Here is a 17,245-nt window from a genome sequence, read left to right on the forward strand (position 1 = left end):
GACAATCAAGCCTTTCGGCAGTCGTGGATTAGCGAATGCCCTTTGCCGACAGTTCGACGACCTGGGCTGCCTTTTCCTTGGTGATCAGGTTAGGACCGGAAGGCACATTGCCGCCGGGGATCAGGCCGTATTTCGCATAGTTTGCGAGAAAGACGACAGGCAGATAACCTTGGAGGAACTGCTGCTGATCGATGGCGAAAGCGGCTTCACCGGATGCGACAGCCTTCAAGAAGTCCGCCGAAAGGTCGAAGGTCGCAACCTTGATCTTGCCGGTCATGCCGGCATCGGCAACGGCTGCCAGCGACGGCTCACCGGCCGTGCTTGCGCCAAGCGCCATAACGGTGTCGATGTCGGAATTCGAGCTGAGCGCCGCCTTCACCTTGGCCCGAACGTCGGCCGGATCGTTGGAGACGGGTAGGACCGTAACGGCACCCGCAAAACCATCGGAAAAGCCCTTGCAACGCTGATCGAGGGAGACGTTGCCGACTTCCTGGTTGACGCAGATGGCAACCTTGCCGCCCATTTCCTTGAGCTTTTCACCCGCTGCCTTGCCGGCGTTGTATTCGTCCTGGCCGACATGGAGAAGCGCTCCGAGTGACTTCGAGACATCGGAGCCGGAATTGATGGAAATGACCGGAATGCCGGCGGCGACAGCCTTTTGTATCGACGGGCCCAAGGCGGACGAATCCGGGATCGAGACGATCAGACCGGCTGGCTTCTGGTTGACGGCTGCGTCGATCAGCTGGCTCATGGCCACCATGTCGAAGGTTTCCGGTGCGCGATAATCGATGCTGACACCGGCATCCTTGGCACCGGCGCTCACTCCGTTCTTGACGACGGACCAGAAGGGGTCGTTGGCCTGGCCGTGCGTTACGGCGATGATGTTGATATCCTGTGCGATGGCAACGCCGGATGCAGCGCCAAGCGCTCCAACCACGGCAGCGCCCAGCACGATTTTACGAAGAAACGATTTCATAAAAACTCCTCCCAAAGGGTGTCCCGCACCTCCCAGCGCGAGAACCACCAAAAACGCCTCAGACGGCGGGTCCTCCAAAGTTGCTACCGGGTGCATATTTTTTGCTACCGGTAGCAAACGTGCATAGCTATAAGATTCTTGCCAAGAGAAATCAACCATTCATTTCGCATTCCGGCAGAAATGGAATAAACGTTTCGAAACGGAGAGGTTCGACTATGAAGCGAGCGACGGCGCAAAACGTGGCGATGGAGGCCGGCGTTTCAAAGTGGACGGTCATCCGCGCATTTACGCCGGGTGCATCGATCACGGAAGCAAGCAAAGCCAAAGTGCTGGAGGCGGCAGAGCGGCTCAATTATCGGCCGAACCTCTTGGCTAGAAGCCTTGCCACCAATTCCACACATCAGGTCGCGGTTCTCGTTGATGACTTCGCAAACCCGCACAAGCTTCCGTTTCTTGAAAAACTGACCGCCAGCCTGCAGGCGGAGGGGCTCGTGACCATGTTGATCAATATCAATCAACACTACAACCACGTGCACGCCATATTGAATGCCGACCAGCGGCAGGTTGATGCGATCGTGCTCTTTGGTACGGCGTTTCGGGACGAGATGTTGACAGATCATAAGCTGGGACGCGCTGGGCCTCCGATGTTTGTTCTCGCTCGAGATAGCCAGATCGAAGGTGTTCCTGCTATTTCCTGCGATGCGGTCGTGGCGATTGCCGAGATCGGCAGGCACCTATTGGAAAGGGGGTATCGGAGACCGGGATTTATGGCCGGGGCGCGTACATTGTCTACGGCGCTTGGCAGGCGGAGAAACTTTAAGGAGTTCTGGCGAACCGCTCTCGGCGTCAAGCTCGTCGAGATGTCTGCCGAGCGCTACAGCGCAGAAGCCGGCGCGCAGGCCGCCCGGGACTATCTGTCCAAAGTCGCGCCGGAAGACCGGATCGATGTTCTCATGTGCGAAAACGATGCTCTCGCGTTTGGAGCGATGGATGTTGCCCGAAGCGAGTTCGGGTTACGTGTTCCGGACGATCTCGCCATTGTGGGCTTCGACAACGCTGCCCCAGCAGCGTCACCGGCATACGGCCTTACAACCTACGAGCAACCCACCGACCAGATGGTCAAAGCGGCAATAGACATGATTCTGGAAAGAGCGCCGAGGGAGACGGTTAACTTCCACGGCAAACTCGTTGTGAGAGATTCGGCCTGATTGATCAAACAATAGGATAGACCAAAACGGATTCGGGCAAAATCCTGCAGGCGGAGAACCACATCGTTCAATCAAATATCTCGAGAAAGTAAGCGCTTTAACCCGTAGGCTCGCTAAATTAGTGCCCGTCCACAAACGGTAAACCACTGAAATTATTGGAGGAATTGCGATATTGCGGCGGGCAAAGCCCGGCGGTTTCAGGTATACTTTAGATCAAGCCATTGATTCTAAAGACAAACCCGCAACCGCCGGAGCCGACAATGCGCCAAGAACGCACCGTCCAAGCCAATATATTCGATCTTTTCGCCGAACACGAGATCGGCCGCGAGCTGAAAGCCATGTCGCAATGGCTGGATGAGCATCGTGATCTGCTCGGGCTGGTAGCGCAGGACCTGCGCCGCCACGGCGTCAAGGAGACCGGCCGCGAGGGCCTGCCGGCGGAGGCCGTGCTGCGTTGCGCCCTGCTCAAACAACACCGTCAGTTGAGTTATGAGGAGTTGGCCTTTCATCTGGAAGATTCCGCCTCGTTCCGGGCCTTTGCCCGGCTGCCGTGGGGGTGGAACCCGAAGAAGTCGGTCTTGCACAAGACGATCAGCGCGATCCGGGCCGGGACCTTTGAAGCGATCAATCGCGTGCTGTTGACGAGCGCCCGGCAGGACAAGGTGGAACGCGGCAAGGTCGTGCGCATCGACAGCACCGTCACTTCGGCGCTGATGCACGAACCGAGCGACAGTAGTCTTTTGTGGGACTGCGTGCGGGTGATGGTGCGGCTGTTGCAGCAGGCGGCTTCCTTGGGCAGCGCCATCTCATGGCACGATCACTGCCGCGCGGCGAAGAAGCGATCCCGGGCGATCCAATTTACCCGCGGTCGTCCGAAACGAGTTCAGCACTATCGCGCGCTGGTCAGGATCACGCGCACCACCTTGAGCTATCTCGAACAGGCGGCGGCGCAACTGCCCTTGGCGGCGGGCCCGGCGGTCGAACTCTGGCAGGCCCAACTCCGCCACTATAAGCCGCTGATCGAACGGATCATCGCCCAGACCGAGCGGCGGGTCCTGGCCGGCGAGGCGGTGCCGGCTGGCGACAAGCTGGTCAGTTTGTTCGAGCCGCATGCCGACATCATCGTCAAAGGCAGCCGCGACGTCGAGTATGGCCATAAGATCAATTTGACCACCGGCACAAGCGGGCTGATCCTCGACCTCGTCGTCGAAACCGGCAACCCGGCCGACAGCGAGCGCTTGCTGCCGATGCTGGAACGCCACATCGGCATCTGGGGCGAGGCGCCGCGTCAGGCGGCGGCCGACGGCGGCTATGCCAGCCGCGATAATTTGAGCCGAGCCAAAGCCTGGGGCATCTGCGACATGGCCTTCCACAAGAAGTGCGGCCTCAGGATCGAAGACATGGTCAAGAGCCGCTGGGTCTATCGCAAGCTGCGCAACTTCCGCGCCGGCATCGAGGCCGGCATCTCCTGCCTCAAACGCGCCTACGGCTTGGGGCGCTGCACCTGGCGTGGGCTCGACCACTTCAAGGCTTATGTCTGGTCCTCGGTGGTCGCATACAATCTCGCCCTCTTCGCCCGCCTCAGGCCGACCTGACATCCCATGTCGCCAGCCAAAACCGGACCGGCGTGACGCCGGCAGTTGCCAATGCGCGCATGTCCACCAGAAATCCTGGCCGCCGCAATTAGCACCCATGAGCCACACCGCATGGCTTCAAAGCGGCCACCAAGCGGAACCCAAGTGCGCTGCAAGCTCAAGAAAACCAGCGTTTATGGACGGAAACTAAATTAGAGACGCTGGCTATCTGATTAGCGGTGTCGTTGGTTCATTGCCTTTACGCCGGGGCATTGTTCTCCCGATTGGAGGCGATGACATCGGCGTGCTTTGGATTGGGGCCGAGTGCCGCGAATTGTTCGGGCAATTTATCCCGCGTTGCTGCGGCCTTTCCCTTGACAGCCCGAGCGAGCGCCTTGCGCGTCTCCTCGACGTTCCAGTCGCAGCAATAGACGGGCGTCGATGGCTGTTGGCGCCAGGACTCATCGAGAGACCCAGAATCGACGGGATCGAAACCAACCTCGTCCACGATGCCCATTACGATTCTTTTCTGAGCCTCATCGTCACCCGCAACGGCCGCTGCAATGCGATCGGGTGCACCGACCGGACGCCCGCCATCGGCAAGGGTCGCAGCCAGAATGTTGTTGAAGGCCTTGATAACGCCGCGGCCAATCTTGTTCGAAACCCAGACGCTTTCCGGCAATCCGTCGTCGATCGCGGCAATGTGCGGATCGCGCATGCCAGGATAGTAGTTGCCCGTATCTACGACCGGGACGTTGGCGGGAAGATTTGCGAATAGATCCTGCGGAAGCTCTGCAACGGCCGGGAATGGGATCGATAAGATGATCATATCAGCGCCATCCACCACGCCCTGTGCATCAACCGGGGTCGCGCCGATGTTAGCAGCGAATGCGTTGAGCTTTTCGGAGGGTTTTGAATTGGTGATCCTGACATCATGCCCTGCAGCGGCGAGCTTGCGTGCGAGGGTACCGCCGATATTGCCGGTGCCAAAGATGCCGATTTTCATATGTTATTCCTTCCGTATTTCTGTACTAATGGAAATAGGAGCAGATAGCTAAACAGGCAAGAACCCACCTTTTGGTGTGTTACTGCCGATTGAGGTATGTATGCGGACTGAACACGACTGGAACTGCCAGGATCCCGAGCAGCGAAAGGTATGGGCTGCGGCGACCAGTGAGGCGCTGCGGGTTCTCGAGGGCAAGTGGAAGACTGTCATCATCTGCCAACTCTTTGCAGCGCATGGTCCCCTCCGCTTTTCTGAGTTGGAACGGCGTGTCGACGGCGTGAACCAGAAAATGCTCATCCAGCAACTGAAGGAGCTTGAGAAAGACGGAATAATCATGCGAACCGTCTATCCGGAGGTGCCTCCCCGGGTAGAGTACAGCTTAAGCGGCCTTGGCGTCGCGCTGGGTCCGGCGATGGAAGCTCTGATTGACTGGGCATTACTGCGGCGCGCTGGCATACGTGGTGACTGAAACGGCGCTCTTTCTATCCAGTTTGGAACTGGCATCAGTCGTGGGTGCACGACTTCAATATCTCAATTCAAACCCGGTGCGACGTCGCGGATTGAAGTCCGCAGATATGGTGAGTACGCCGTAAGCGAGCGCTGCCAGTGCCACTATCTGGAACAGGGCATTCACACTCGCTCGGAACCAGATCACTGCCTACCGCCAAAGAAGGCTGCGAAAATCATTGGGTTCGGCGAGTACGGGAAGAAGCACGCGCTTTGCCCCTGGCTTGCAAAACAGAGTGCCATATCAAATTCGTTTGCCCCTGTGAGGGTGCCACGGGTCGCAAGTAAAGACTGTTCAAACTGGCGTTCGCTTCGATGCACTTTCGACTGTCATCCAGAATTTCTCAGCTAACTCCGTCATCCGGGTCCTGGATCGGATGAGTACGATCTTGACCGGCACCATCCACCGTTCGTCGCCGGCCACTGCCAGTTTCCCTTCTGGTTCCAGCTCAGAACTGGCAAGGCTGCGCGGTATCCAGGCCACGCCTTTTCCCTCAAGTGCCAGCGCTTTCAAGACCATTGCCAAATGCGATGTGAAGACGCGAACCAGATGCAATTCGCTCTCGACCGGCGAAAGGTTGGCCGCCAATATTCGACCCATTCCCGATTTCTCGTCAAACGATATATGAGGGACGGGAATCTCCGGTGTACCGGGCAATTTATGGATTGGCGCGCCCTCCTTACCTCTTTGAGCAACGGGGAGAAGAATGTCGCTGGCCAGTTCCACATGCTTGAAGTCGGCTTCATGCAGACGAATTTCGCTGTTCGGATGGAAGTGGCAGAGCAGAAACTGAGCTCTGCCTTCCGCCATCATCTTTTCGCACTCATTCATATTGTCGGAAAGAAGCCGGATCGGCACCGTTGCTACCGATGAGCCCAGACTTTGCACCCAACCAGGGAAAAAGGTGAAGGATAGAGCGTGCGTCGCCGCAAACGTTAGGGTCGCAGTGGCGGATCGTTCCTGGCTCAGGTCGTGGGTCGCCCTTTCGATCCTTTGAAGAATATCATTTGCGGCATCCAGCATGATTTCGCCAGCAGGCGTAATGATGATGCGGTGCGTCGATCGATCGACCAGAACGGATCCGCTCCACTCTTCAAAAGCCTTTATCCGACGACCAAAAGCGGGCTGCGTAATATTACGCATCTCCGCCGCTCTTGAAAAATTGAGGGTCTCGGCGAGAGCTCGCAAATCTAAAAGCCAGGCAGTATCCATCTCGTCCCCCCCACTTGCGGCATCAATTGAAGCCGAAACGGCATTGGACCGTCAATCGCTTGTTCGCGAATGTTGCGCTGAGGAACGCCGTTGTTGGAGACGACGGCAATGGAGGAAGAAATGAAGTCACTATCGATCATAGCTGCATTTACGCTGTCCGTCACCTCGGCTTTTGCGGCCGACTACCCGGAGCGCAACATATTCATGGTGGTTCCCTACGCAGCGGGCGGGCCAACCGATACCATTGCTCGACTGACCGCAGACGCCATGTCGAAGGCCATCGGCCAGCAGATTCTCGTGGAAAACGTCGCAGGCGCAGGTGGAACGATCGGTGCCCGACGTGTCGCGGACTCCGAGCCCGACGGTTACACGATCCTCGTCCACCATATCGGAATGGCGACGGCTCCCGCGCTTTACAGGCAGCTACCTGTTTAGTCCCGGCATTTGATGGATAGGATCGATGATGAATCGATCTGGCTCGGAAGTCCACCTTTTGCAGATGAACTCGTAGGGGGTGAGGCCCTTTAGTGTCTTGAGCCTGCGCCCAAAATTGTAGGCGTCGATGAAGTCGGCGAGATGCTTTTTCAGTTGTGCGTGATCGTCGTAGTGGAAGCGCTTGACAGTCGCTTCCTTGATCGTCCGGTTCATCCGCTCGACCTGCCCATTGGTCCATGGGTGCTTAACCTTTGTCAGGCGATGCTCGATCTCGTATTCCTCACAGACTCGGTCGAAGATGTGCTGGAAGGCATTTTGGTCACAGGCCCGGTTGGTGAACTGGATGCCATTATCGGTCAGGATAGTATGGATGGTGTAGGGCACCGCCGCGATCAGGTTGCGCAGGAACTGGGCGGCATTCATCTTGCCAGCTTTGGCATAGAGCTCAGCGAAGGCGAACTTGGACGTGCGATCAATCGCCACGAAGAGATAGAGCTTGCCCTCAGCCGTCTGCACCTCGGCAATATCGACGTGGAAGTAGCCGATCGGGTAGCTTTTGAACTTTTTCTTCGGTTCTTTGTCGCCTTTCACTTCCGGCAGGCGTGAAATGCCGTGGCGCTGCAGACACCTGTGCAGGGACGAACGTGTCAGATGCGGGATCGTCGGTTGAAGGGCATAGAGGCAGTCATCAAGAGGCAGCAATGTATGCCTGCGAAAGGCGACGATGACGGCTTCTTCTTCAAGGGAGAGGATTGTCGAATGCGGGTCCTTCGGGCCTGTCGGAAGATCGGCCAATGATGTCCGTCTCTTCCATTTGGCTATTGTCTTCTGATTGACCCCATACCGCTTTGAAAGCGCTCTCAGGCTCTCTTCACTATTTTGTATTGCTCGACGGATTGCCTCTGTCGTTGTGGCGCTCCCGTGTAGAACCTGGCCCATAGTGCCTCCCTCCATTCTAAGGAAAATAATGCACCATCAAATGCCGGGACTAAACAGCTACCCTACAAGCCAACGGAAGCTTTTGAGCCGATCGGCCTCGTCAGCGACGCTCCGATGACGGTCATCGCGCGCAACGAATTTCCCCCCGTGACATTTCAGGAACTCATTGCATACATCAAGCAGAACGGCACCAAAGTAACCTATGCCCATGCCGGGATCGGAGCAGCATCGCATCTCTGTGGCACGTTGTTCATGGCAACGATCGGAACGCAGATGACGACAGTTCCCTACAAAGGAAATGGCCCGATCATGACGGATTTGATCGGTGGCCAGATCGATATGACCTGTGACCAAGCGACCAACACGGTCGGGCCGATTTCGCAGAAGCAAGTCAAGGCCTACGCGATCACCGGAGAAGAACGGGCTGACACACTACCCGATCTGCCGACGACGACCGAGGCAGGATTGCCTGAATTCAAACTCGGGGTCTGGCACGGCCTGTACGCACCCAAAGGCACGCCCGAGGACGCCGTGGACAAGCTGACGTCTGCTCTTCAGGCTGCAATGGACGACGCTGTCCTGAAAGAACGCTTCGCGCAGATCGCGACCATGCCGGCGACCAAGGAACAGGCCACCCAGGAAGCGCTCCGCATCAAGCTCGACACCGAAATCAAACGGTGGGATCCCATCATCAAGGCTGCCGGTCAGTTTGCAGATTAACGGTGATGGTTCGGCTGCGAAAAATCCCGCAGCCGAACGGAGGTCTTTCATGGATATCAAGAACATTGCCGCCTCCGGCACGCTGCTGGCTGTGGGGATCGGGTTTGGCATTTCGTCCATATTTGCAATGGACGTCGGATCGGCGCTCCGGATGGGGCCGGGCTATTTCCCCCTGATACTGTCGATCGTCATAACGGTGATCGGGGTCGCTATCGGCATAAAAGCACTCACGGAGACCGAAACGTTTCGGCCGCAGATCGCACCCTTGCGGGCTCTGGCCGCGATCATCGTCGCGCCTATCCTGTTCGGCCTTACCGTCCGTGGCCTGGGGTTCGTTCCGGCGGTGGCGCTCACCACACTGTCTGCCGCATCCGCGGCGGGAGGGCAAAGACCGCTCGTCGTTCTTGCCATCACTCTCGGCATCACCGTGTTCTGTCTGGGCGTCTTCTATTATGGCCTCGGGCTGCCCGTCCGTCTCATCGGCCCCTGGCTGGGAGTTTAGGCCATGATGGACCTCATCGGTAATCTTGCGCTCGGCCTCAGCGCCGCCATGACGCCCTACAACATTCTCTTCTGCTTCGTGGGCACGCTGCTCGGAACGCTTGTGGGCGTGCTGCCGGGGATCGGCCCGACGGCGACGATCGCGATGCTTCTGCCGATAACCCTGTCGCTTTCACCTGAAACATCCCTGATCATGCTTGCCGGCATCTACTACGGCGCACAGTATGGCGGATCGACAACAGCGATCCTCATCAATTTGCCTGGCGAGTCTTCGTCAGCCGTGACGGCTCTGGATGGATACCAGATGGCCCGACAGGGCAGAGCTGGACCGGCGCTTGCAGCCGCAGCACTGAGTTCCTTCTTTGCCGGCACCATAGCGACCGTGGTCGTGGCCGCACTTGCTCCCCCTTTGACGTCGATCGCCTTGAAATTCGGCTCGTCTGAGTATTTCGGCCTGATGGTCCTCGGGCTCGCTGCCTCTATCGTTCTCGCACGCGGATCGGTGCTGAAAACGATCGCAATGGTGTCGATGGGGCTCGTTTGCGGACTGGTGGGAACGGACATCAATACCGGAGCGATGCGCTTCACGCTTGGTCGGCCGGAACTGGCGGACGGATTGAATTTCGTGGCCGTTGCCGTCGGTCTCTTCGGCATCGCCGAAATCCTGCGAAATCTGGAAACGACGATCGAGCGAACCGCCGTCGTCAGCCGTGTGGCGGGTCTCTGGCCCAGCCGCGCGGATCTGAAGGCAATGATCGGGCCGGCATTCCGGGGGACGTTGCTCGGCTCCGCCCTCGGCGTTCTTCCAGGTGGCGGCGCGATCCTGGCGTCTTTCGCGTCCTATGCGCTCGAGAAGAAAATCTCCAAGACTCCGGAGCGCTTCGGCAACGGCGCAATCGAGGGCGTGGCGGGACCGGAGGCCGCAAACAATGCAGGGGCTCAGACGTCGTTCATACCGATGTTGACCCTTGGCGTGCCCGCCAATCCCGTCATGGCACTTATGATCGGCGCAATGATCATCCAGGGCATCGTTCCCGGTCCGCAGGTCGCGACCACCCAGCCTGTCTTGTTCTGGGGATTGATTGCCTCGATGTGGATCGGCAACCTGCTTCTCGTCATCCTCAACCTGCCGTTGATCGGTCTGTGGGTCAAGCTTCTGACGGTTCCCTACACGGTGCTTTTCCCTGCGATCCTCGCCTTCGCCTCCATCGGCGTCTACAGCGTGAATTCCAACACGTTCGATCTCTACGTGATGGCAGGGTTCGGCGTGTTCGGCTACGCTTTGTCGAAACTGGATTTCGAGCCTGCGCCCATGCTGTTGGGGTTCGTCCTCGGTCCCCTGCTGGAGGAGCATTTGCGCAGGGCGATGACGATTTCGCACGGCGACATCTCCGTCTTTGTCACGCGGCCCATCAGCGCGGGACTTCTGGCCGTCGCACTCATAGTGCTCACTATCGGATTTCTTCCCAACATCGCGAGACGTCGCAAAGAGGTCTTTGTCGAGGAAGACTGATCGAATTGGAGTATATCTTGGAAAACAAAACCAACCGAGTACATAAGATCGCCTCCATTGCTGGAGATGGGATCGGGAAAGAGGTCGTTCCCGAAGGCATCAGGGTTCTTGAAGCTGCATCGAAGAAGTTCGGCTTCGAGCTCCGGATCGATAACTTCGACTTCGCATCCTGCGATTACTACGTGAAGCACGGCCGGATGATGCCGGAGGACTGGAAGTCACAGATAGGTAGCCACGACGCCATTTTCTTCGGGGCGGTCGGCTGGCCGAGACTCGTCCCCGATCATATTTCGCTCTGGGGTTCTCTGATACAGTTCCGACGTGAATTCGACCAGTATGTCAGCCTTCGGCCTGTGCGGCTGATGCCCGGTGTTACGTCCCCTCTGGCTGGGCGTGGCCCAGGCGATATCGACTTCTACGTCGTCCGGGAGAACACTGAAGGTGAGTATTCGTCGATCGGCGGGCGCATCTTCCCGGGAACCGAGCGGGAAACGGTTCTCCAGGAAACGGTGATGACAAGGGTCGGCGTCGATCGAATCCTGAAGTTCGCCTTCGATCTCGCCCAAACCCGACCCCGGAAACGGCTGACGTCCGCAACCAAGTCGAATGGCATCTCCATCTCGATGCCGTATTGGGACGAGCGGGTGGAGGAAATGGCAAAGTCCTATCCGGATATCACCTGGGACAAATATCACATAGATATTCTCTGCGCCCATTTCGTGTTGAACCCCGACCGTTTCGATGTGGTCGTGGCATCGAACCTGTTCGGCGACATTCTTTCGGATCTGGGGCCTGCCTGCACGGGCACGATCGGCATCGCCCCTTCAGGAAACATCAACCCGGAACGAAAATTTCCTTCACTGTTCGAGCCGGTCCACGGAACGGCCCCAGATATCGCAGGGCAGGGGATTGCCAATCCTATCGGACAGATCTGGTCGGCAGCAATGATGCTGGATCATCTCGGAGAGCAGGAAGCCAGCGCTGCGGTGATGGCAGGCATCGAGACGGTTCTCGCCGATGAGAGGCTGCGGACGCGCGATCTTAGAGGAAAAGCGGATACCATCACATGCGGAAAGGCAGTCGCGGAAACCCTCCGCTGAAATGCTTTTCTCGGCATTGCGATGGCGTTACAGCGTGCATTGAAGCCAAATTGGCATTGCCAGCATATCGATTTCAAGAATTGTTTGGAGGCGGATCGGCGCATTGAATCAAGATATTCAAGGCCGGTGATAAGATTTCCTTCGATCTTCATCAAGCCAAGATCATCCGACAATGCCAATACGGCACCAATACAAATCGTACCGGCATTGGAATGCTCGGCCTTGTTCCTCTACTAAAGCTACAGTGGGCTTGTCCGAGCGCTGTGGAGGTGCAGCAGGAGACTGTAGGGAGGATGGCGCGACAGTTGCTGGATCGCTTCATGACTCAGGCCCGCGCGGTCGTGAACCTGGTCGGCTACGGGTTGGCGACAATCGCCATCGCCAAGTGGGAAGGCGCTCTCGACCGTGCCACCGTGGAGGCCGTCATCGCCGAACAACGCGGGGACATTCCCCGCCAGATCACCGCTGTCGCTCACGAAGTTCAGCATTAATCAGATACCCAGTCCATCTTATAGAACGGAGAACATAAATGCGTATCGTAGACGTTTGCGAAGTTACCAAGCCCATCGCGTCGCCCATCCGCAACGCCTATATCGACTTCTCGAAGATGACAGCCAGCCTTGTTGCCGTCGTGACCGATGTCGTCAGGGACGGCCGTCGCGTCGTCGGCTATGGCTTCAACTCGAACGGCCGTTACGGCCAGGGCGGCCTGATTCGCGAGCGGTTCAAGGACCGCATCCTGCAGGCGAAACCGGGCAGCCTGATCAACGACGCCGGCGAGAATCTCGATCCGCACAAGATCTGGTCGACCATGATGATGAACGAGAAGCCCGGCGGTCACGGCGAGCGCTCGGTGGCTGTTGGTACTATCGACATGGCCATCTGGGATGCGGTCGCAAAGATCGAGGGCAAGCCGCTCTTCCGCATGCTGGCCGAAATGAAGGGCCGTGAGGCAAATCCGAAGGTCTTCGTCTACGCCGCCGGCGGCTACTATTATCCCGGTAAGGACAACAGTGCGCTTCGCAAGGAGATGCGCGGCTATCTCGACCGCGGCTACAATGTCGTCAAGATGAAGATCGGCGGAGCCTCGATCGACGAAGACCGCGGCCGCATCGAATCCGTCTTGGAGGAAATCGGTTCCGAGGCGAAGCTTGCGGTCGATGCGAACGGCCGCTTCGATCTGGAGACGGGCATCGCCTATGCCAAGATGCTCCGCGACTACCCGCTCTTCTGGTACGAGGAAATCGGCGACCCGCTCGACTATGCCCTGCAGGCGGCCATCTCCGAATTTTACGATGCTCCGATGGCAACAGGTGAGAACCTCTTCTCCCACCAGGATGCCCGCAACCTGCTTCGCTACGGCGGCATGCGCGCCGACCGCGACTTCCTCCAGTTCGACTGCGCCCTGTCCTACGGTCTCGTCGAATACCTCCGGACCCTCGACGTCCTGCGACAGTTTGGCTGGTCGCCGTCCCGCTGCATCCCGCATGGCGGTCACCAGATGTCGCTCAACATCGCGGCCGGCCTCGGCCTAGGCGGCAACGAGAGCTATCCGGATCTCTTCCAGCCATACGGGGGTTTCCCGGACGGCGTAAAGGTCATCGACGGGCACATCACGATGCCGGAGCTGCCGGGTATCGGCTTCGAAGGCAAGTCTGACCTTATCAAGGTCATGCGCGAACTCGCCGAATAGTCGCGTGTTCCGGGGGAGCGTTCAAATCGCACCCCCGCTTTCTCTTCAAGGATGCTGACCGTGACTGCTGACTTCCGACAAGCTGCTCTCAACTATCATCGTCATCCTACGAGGCCAACCCATCCTCTAGCAACAGTCTGGCGGCATCGCGGTTTGCCTCGACAATGCCAGGATCGCGCGTCGACTGTGCCATCACAATTGCGCCTTGGATAAGCGACAGGACCTGAATCACGGCCTTTTCGGGTTTTTTCAATCCCAAAGGCTCAATGAGTGAGGCAACAAATTCATGCAATCCCTTAAAATACTCGGCAATGGTTGCCTGTACGTCAGGAGAGTTTGCCTCCGGACCGAACTCGGCCAGTCCCTTCACGAATGGACAACCGCGGAAAAAAGGCGCACGGAGCGGTTCGTCTAGCGCGTCAAAAATAGCGAGGACGCGCTCCACCGACGATAGGCCGGGTCTTTCCGTCGCAGTTGCAAGCATCTGAAACCAGATTGCACTTTTGTAACGCAGATAGGTAGCGACGAGGGCGGCCTTCGATGGAAAGTGCTTGTAAAACGTCATCTTGGCCACGTCGCTTTCGGCAATGATCCGATCGATCCCGACGGAGTTGATGCTCAGCCGATAAAACAGGTCCGACGCCGTCTTCAAGATGCGTTCTCGCGGGGCAAGGACATCAAGCGATTGCGCATCCACATCCACAAACTCAGGCGCGCCGCGCGTTTGCATTTCTGTCACCTCAAATTCATCGTCCGCACATAGACAGACTATTCTGTCAAATTTGAGATTGCAAGTACATACAGGTCTGTCTATAGGTAGGGGATGCCTCTTGGATTTCAGAGAAAGGACTTGAGATGAGCGGAAAAGTCGTTGTTGTGACCGGCGCGAGCAGTGGGTTTGGGAAACTCACGGTATTGGAGCTTGCAAGGCGAGGTCATACGGTTGTTGCGACCATGCGCGACGTCGAGGGAAGAAATGCCACGGTCCGGAGAGAACTTATCGACGCGGCGAAAGCCGAAGGGCATGTGCTGCAAGTCCTGGAAATGGATGTCGCCGACGAGAGATCTGTCAATTCTGCGATCGAACAGGTTATCAAAGAGCATGGAAAAATTGACGTCCTAATCAACAACGCCGGAACGATGGCCGTCGGAATCACGGAAGCCTACACGGTCGCGGACGTCGAACGGCAGTTTGCGGTGAATTTCTTCGGCGCCGTGCGGGCCGACCGCGCCGTTCTGCCGCATATGCGTGCCGCCGGCAGCGGACTCCTCGTTCATGTTACATCCCTGATGGGTCGAGTGATTTTTCCGTTCTTCGGCGTCTACTCCGCGAGCAAGTTCGCGCTTGAGGCGCTTGCCGAAGCCTATCGGTATGAACTGAAGGGCTTTGGAATCGACTCCGTCATCGTCGAGCCAGGACCATTCCCGAGCAACCTCATCTCGTCGAGCCCGGAGCCATCCGACCATGCCGTGCTTGCTTCCTATGGCGAGGTTGCGGCGATCCCGGGTCAGATCAAGGCCAACGCCAACGACGGACACGACGAGGCCAATCCCCCGCGGCCCCAACGCGTGGCAGATGCCATCGTGCAACTGGTCGAGGCCACGGAGCGACGTCCATTGCGGACGGTCGTCATGCCTGAGGGCATGGACTTTGATGTCCAGCGACTGAACGAGGCCGTAAGCCCAATTCAGAACAGCATGCTCACCTCGTTCGGCATGTCGAGCATGCTTTGACAGGAACCGGATGATGAGCACACTGCACCAGGGTTACCGCGATTGGCGCCGCAGCGGCACCATCCGCAGCGCAGACGGTCTTCTCGATCTGGCGCGGCCCACGATGATGGGCGGCAAGGGCGGCGCGACCAATCTGGAGCCGTTGTTCGCAGCCGGCTAAGCGGCCTGCTTCGAAAACGCAGTGATCCACGTCACCCGCAACAAGGCGACCAGGGTGAAGGATACTGACATCGTGGTGGTGGCCGAAGTGGGCTTGCAGCCAAATGGCAGCGGTGTTTCGTGCTTTCAGTTGCGCTTGACGTGGCGATCACCGGGCTCGATCAGGCAACGGCTGAGGAGATCGTACAGGCGGCGCATGCGACGTGCCCCTATTCGAACGCGGTGAGGGGCAACATCGACGTGGCCATCACCGTCACGACTAGCTGATGTCGATGCGGGAGGCGGATATGACGGAAAAGGGCGACAACCCGTCGAGCCTGATCTACGGATCTGCCTCCCGCTCTATCCCGCATCAAACTGCTAACGTATCTCCAGCGCTCGATGCTTGAGACCTCGGCTTGACCTATGCAGGCAGAAGTCCTGCGTCACGACAACTTTCGATTACCGTATCGTTGAGTGAGACATCCGCTCGTACGCCTGTACAATTACTTAGTTCCATAAGATAGATTACGCCACTTTTACAATCATAAATTGCCTAGCTATTAATGAGACACCTCTCAGTTGAAGCCGATGTGGGAAGGTCAAATACCGTTTGGTGATCGCAGCTCGTAGAGCACGTGATGACGCAATGGATGCCCCTCGGCGAAATTGGGATGATTGAACTCACCGATCCGGTTCATCCCCAACCGTCTCATCAAACCCCAGGAATTGCTGTTTGCGGGCACTGTGAAGCTGACGATGCGGTCAAGCTTCAGCTCGTTGAACGCAAAGTCGAGAGACCGTTCCGCAGCCTCGCGCGCATATCCGGCGCCGTGCCGAGAGGCTGAAAGCCGCCAACCGATTTCGACTGCCGGGGCAAATGGCAAAGCAGGTGAAACCTTGGCGAGGCCGCACATGCCGATCAACTGGCGGCTTGCCTTCTCCTCCAGCGCCCAGAACCCCCAGCCATGATCCTCGAAGTGCCGGTCGATACGGTCGAGCATCGCATCCGACTGTTCGTCGGTCAAAGGATTGAGATATCTGACGACGTCGGGTTCGGCATTGATCGCAGCGAAAGGCTTGCGATCCTGCTCCCGCCACGGTCTCAATATTAGACGTTCGCTTTCGAGCTTCATCGTGCCTCTGCGATAGATCCTACCAGAGCGTCATGTGACGGTTGACGTCCTTGTAGAGCAGGTAGCGGAACCGGCCGGGGCCGCCGGCGTAGCATGCCTGCGGGCAGAAGGAGCGCAACCACATGAAGTCGCCGGCCTCGACCTCGACCCAATCCTGGTTCAGCCGATAGACGGCCTTGCCTTCCAGCACATAGAGACCATGCTCCATGACATGGGTTTCCATGAATGGGATCACGGCACCCGGCTCCAAAGTCACGATATTCACGTGCATGTCGTAACGGACATCGGCCGGATCGATGAACCGGGTCGTCCCCCAACGTCCGTCGGTGTCCGGCATCGCCGAGATGGGGTGCTGGTCCTCATGCGTGACAATCGCCGGCGGCGGCTCCAGCCCCTCGACCTCCTGAAAGGCCTTTCGAATCCAGTGGAATATTGCCGCCGTCGAACCGCTGTTTTTCAGGCGCCAGACCGAACCCGCCGGAATATAGGCGAACGAACCGGAGCGCAGCGCATGACTGACGCCATCGAGCTCCACTGTCATCTCGCCTTCGACGACGAACAGAACCGCTTCGGCCCGCTTGTCGGGCTCCGGCCGGTCGCTTCCGCCGCCGGGCTGAACCTCCATCACATATTGCGAGAAGGTCTCGGAGAAACCGGAGAGCGGCCGGGAGAGAACCCATGCCCGTGTCCCCGTCCAATGCGGAAGGACGCTGGTGACGATGTCGGTCATGACGCTGCGCGGGATGACCGCATAGGCTGTGGTGAAGACGGCCTTGCTGGAAAGCAGCTCGGTTTGCGGCGGCAATCCGCCGAGTTTGGAATAATAATCTCTGTTCATCGGTCCAGGCTTCG

The 17,245-nt window shown here is 58.0% G+C and carries 17 protein-coding genes and 2 pseudogenes; 12 read left to right on the plus strand and 7 right to left on the minus strand.

Translation table 11 applies throughout. The features are described from left to right. Positions 1–28: 28 nt before the first annotated feature. On the minus strand, positions 29–976 hold the full coding sequence (locus BA011_RS34265) for a sugar ABC transporter substrate-binding protein (protein WP_065284128.1): 948 nt from the start codon (positions 974–976) through the stop codon (positions 29–31). Between the two features lie 215 nt (positions 977–1,191). On the opposite strand from BA011_RS34265, the gene BA011_RS34270 reads away from it, so the two are divergent. Together BA011_RS34270 and BA011_RS34275 are read left to right on the plus strand one after the other, a co-directional pair. Continuing rightward, a complete protein-coding gene (locus tag BA011_RS34270) occupies positions 1,192–2,184 on the plus strand; it encodes a LacI family DNA-binding transcriptional regulator (RefSeq protein ID WP_065284129.1) in 993 nt (330 codons plus the stop codon). Positions 2,185–2,444: 260 nt separating this feature from the next. Then, positions 2,445–3,779, plus strand: a complete 1,335-nt coding sequence (locus BA011_RS34275) for an ISNCY family transposase (protein WP_065280293.1) — start codon at positions 2,445–2,447, stop codon at positions 3,777–3,779. A gap of 238 nt (positions 3,780–4,017) precedes the next feature. Here the strand turns inward: BA011_RS34275 and BA011_RS34280 are convergent, their stop codons facing one another. Continuing rightward, positions 4,018–4,764, minus strand: coding sequence for an NADPH-dependent F420 reductase (locus tag BA011_RS34280; RefSeq protein ID WP_065284130.1), 747 nt, complete (start codon positions 4,762–4,764; stop codon positions 4,018–4,020). A gap of 100 nt (positions 4,765–4,864) precedes the next feature. On the opposite strand from BA011_RS34280, the gene BA011_RS34285 reads away from it, so the two are divergent. Then, complete coding sequence (locus tag BA011_RS34285) at positions 4,865–5,233, plus strand: winged helix-turn-helix transcriptional regulator (RefSeq protein WP_065284131.1); 369 nt, start codon at positions 4,865–4,867, stop codon at positions 5,231–5,233. Between the two features lie 333 nt (positions 5,234–5,566). Here BA011_RS34285 and BA011_RS34290 read toward each other — a convergent pair whose 3' ends face one another. Next, complete coding sequence (locus BA011_RS34290; RefSeq protein ID WP_027665547.1) at positions 5,567–6,484, minus strand: LysR substrate-binding domain-containing protein; 918 nt, start codon at positions 6,482–6,484, stop codon at positions 5,567–5,569. Between the two features lie 120 nt (positions 6,485–6,604). On the opposite strand from BA011_RS34290, the pseudogene BA011_RS34295 reads away from it, so the two are divergent. Beyond that, a pseudogene (locus BA011_RS34295) lies at positions 6,605–6,910 on the plus strand (Bug family tripartite tricarboxylate transporter substrate binding protein); the annotation flags it as partial. Here BA011_RS34295 and BA011_RS34300 read toward each other — a convergent pair. Then, positions 6,908–7,858 (minus strand): IS481 family transposase, encoded by a 951-nt coding sequence (locus BA011_RS34300; protein ID WP_151343721.1) that lies wholly within the window; start codon positions 7,856–7,858, stop codon positions 6,908–6,910. The pseudogene BA011_RS34295 and the gene BA011_RS34300 sit on opposite strands and share 3 nt — an antisense overlap. 90 nt (positions 7,859–7,948) lie before the next feature. On the opposite strand from BA011_RS34300, the gene BA011_RS34305 reads away from it, so the two are divergent. The 6 genes from BA011_RS34305 (at position 7,949) to BA011_RS34330 (ending at position 13,385) form a co-directional block, all read left to right on the plus strand. Then, positions 7,949–8,578 carry a tripartite tricarboxylate transporter substrate-binding protein gene (locus BA011_RS34305; protein WP_249023529.1) on the plus strand — a complete coding sequence of 210 codons (630 nt, stop codon included), beginning with the start codon at positions 7,949–7,951 and terminating at the stop codon, positions 8,576–8,578. A 49-nt stretch (positions 8,579–8,627) separates the two neighbouring features. Next, positions 8,628–9,080, plus strand: a complete 453-nt coding sequence (locus BA011_RS34310; RefSeq protein ID WP_065284134.1) for a tripartite tricarboxylate transporter TctB family protein — start codon at positions 8,628–8,630, stop codon at positions 9,078–9,080. Positions 9,081–9,086: 6 nt separating this feature from the next. Next, entirely contained in the window at positions 9,087–10,592 is a 1,506-nt protein-coding gene (locus tag BA011_RS34315) for a tripartite tricarboxylate transporter permease (RefSeq protein WP_065284180.1), read from the plus strand. 17 nt (positions 10,593–10,609) lie between these two features. Further along, positions 10,610–11,692, plus strand: coding sequence for a tartrate dehydrogenase (locus tag BA011_RS34320; RefSeq protein ID WP_151343722.1), 1,083 nt, complete (start codon positions 10,610–10,612; stop codon positions 11,690–11,692). A gap of 320 nt (positions 11,693–12,012) precedes the next feature. After that, positions 12,013–12,183 carry a hypothetical protein gene (locus BA011_RS34325; protein ID WP_237352802.1) on the plus strand — a complete coding sequence of 57 codons (171 nt, stop codon included), beginning with the start codon at positions 12,013–12,015 and terminating at the stop codon, positions 12,181–12,183. Positions 12,184–12,221: 38 nt separating this feature from the next. Beyond that, positions 12,222–13,385: a mandelate racemase/muconate lactonizing enzyme family protein gene (locus BA011_RS34330; protein WP_065284136.1), complete on the plus strand. Its 1,164-nt coding sequence runs from the start codon at positions 12,222–12,224 to the stop codon at positions 13,383–13,385. 106 nt (positions 13,386–13,491) lie between these two features. Here BA011_RS34330 and BA011_RS34335 read toward each other — a convergent pair whose 3' ends face one another. Beyond that, entirely contained in the window at positions 13,492–14,115 is a 624-nt protein-coding gene (locus BA011_RS34335; protein WP_065284137.1) for a TetR/AcrR family transcriptional regulator, read from the minus strand. A 125-nt stretch (positions 14,116–14,240) separates the two neighbouring features. Here BA011_RS34335 and BA011_RS34340 point away from each other — a divergent pair, with 125 nt between their 5' ends. Together BA011_RS34340 and BA011_RS34345 are read left to right on the plus strand one after the other, a co-directional pair. Then, positions 14,241–15,119: an SDR family oxidoreductase gene (locus BA011_RS34340; protein WP_065284138.1), complete on the plus strand. Its 879-nt coding sequence runs from the start codon at positions 14,241–14,243 to the stop codon at positions 15,117–15,119. A gap of 41 nt (positions 15,120–15,160) precedes the next feature. After that, positions 15,161–15,545 (plus strand): annotated as a pseudogene (locus tag BA011_RS34345) (Ohr family peroxiredoxin). A 314-nt stretch (positions 15,546–15,859) separates the two neighbouring features. Here the strand turns inward: BA011_RS34345 and BA011_RS34350 are convergent. Both BA011_RS34350 and BA011_RS34355 read right to left on the minus strand, forming a co-directional pair. Then, entirely contained in the window at positions 15,860–16,393 is a 534-nt protein-coding gene (locus tag BA011_RS34350) for a GNAT family N-acetyltransferase (RefSeq protein ID WP_065284139.1), read from the minus strand. 19 nt (positions 16,394–16,412) lie between these two features. Beyond that, positions 16,413–17,231 (minus strand): bifunctional allantoicase/(S)-ureidoglycine aminohydrolase, encoded by an 819-nt coding sequence (locus tag BA011_RS34355; RefSeq protein WP_065284140.1) that lies wholly within the window; start codon positions 17,229–17,231, stop codon positions 16,413–16,415. Positions 17,232–17,245 lie beyond the last annotated feature (14 nt).

Origin of the sequence: Rhizobium leguminosarum, assembly GCF_001679785.1 — a bacterium.
Lineage (GTDB): Bacteria > Pseudomonadota > Alphaproteobacteria > Rhizobiales > Rhizobiaceae > Rhizobium > Rhizobium leguminosarum_R.

Excerpts from the sequence above, each read along its gene's own strand:
- BA011_RS34265 (WP_065284128.1), bottom strand. The coding sequence starts at position 976 with ATGAAATCGTTTCTTCGTAAAATCGTGCTGGGCGCTGCCGTGGTTGGA.
- BA011_RS34270 (WP_065284129.1), top strand. The coding sequence starts at position 1,192 with ATGAAGCGAGCGACGGCGCAAAACGTGGCGATGGAGGCCGGCGTTTCA.
- BA011_RS34275 (WP_065280293.1), top strand. The coding sequence starts at position 2,445 with ATGCGCCAAGAACGCACCGTCCAAGCCAATATATTCGATCTTTTCGCC.
- BA011_RS34280 (WP_065284130.1), bottom strand. The coding sequence starts at position 4,764 with ATGAAAATCGGCATCTTTGGCACCGGCAATATCGGCGGTACCCTCGCA.
- BA011_RS34285 (WP_065284131.1), top strand. The coding sequence starts at position 4,865 with ATGCGGACTGAACACGACTGGAACTGCCAGGATCCCGAGCAGCGAAAG.
- BA011_RS34290 (WP_027665547.1), bottom strand. The coding sequence starts at position 6,484 with ATGGATACTGCCTGGCTTTTAGATTTGCGAGCTCTCGCCGAGACCCTC.
- BA011_RS34300 (WP_151343721.1), bottom strand. The coding sequence starts at position 7,858 with ATGGGCCAGGTTCTACACGGGAGCGCCACAACGACAGAGGCAATCCGT.
- BA011_RS34310 (WP_065284134.1), top strand. The coding sequence starts at position 8,628 with ATGGATATCAAGAACATTGCCGCCTCCGGCACGCTGCTGGCTGTGGGG.
- BA011_RS34315 (WP_065284180.1), top strand. The coding sequence starts at position 9,087 with ATGGACCTCATCGGTAATCTTGCGCTCGGCCTCAGCGCCGCCATGACG.
- BA011_RS34325 (WP_237352802.1), top strand. The coding sequence starts at position 12,013 with ATGACTCAGGCCCGCGCGGTCGTGAACCTGGTCGGCTACGGGTTGGCG.
- BA011_RS34330 (WP_065284136.1), top strand. The coding sequence starts at position 12,222 with ATGCGTATCGTAGACGTTTGCGAAGTTACCAAGCCCATCGCGTCGCCC.
- BA011_RS34335 (WP_065284137.1), bottom strand. The coding sequence starts at position 14,115 with ATGCAAACGCGCGGCGCGCCTGAGTTTGTGGATGTGGATGCGCAATCG.
- BA011_RS34340 (WP_065284138.1), top strand. The coding sequence starts at position 14,241 with ATGAGCGGAAAAGTCGTTGTTGTGACCGGCGCGAGCAGTGGGTTTGGG.
- BA011_RS34350 (WP_065284139.1), bottom strand. The coding sequence starts at position 16,393 with ATGAAGCTCGAAAGCGAACGTCTAATATTGAGACCGTGGCGGGAGCAG.
- BA011_RS34355 (WP_065284140.1), bottom strand. The coding sequence starts at position 17,231 with ATGAACAGAGATTATTATTCCAAACTCGGCGGATTGCCGCCGCAAACC.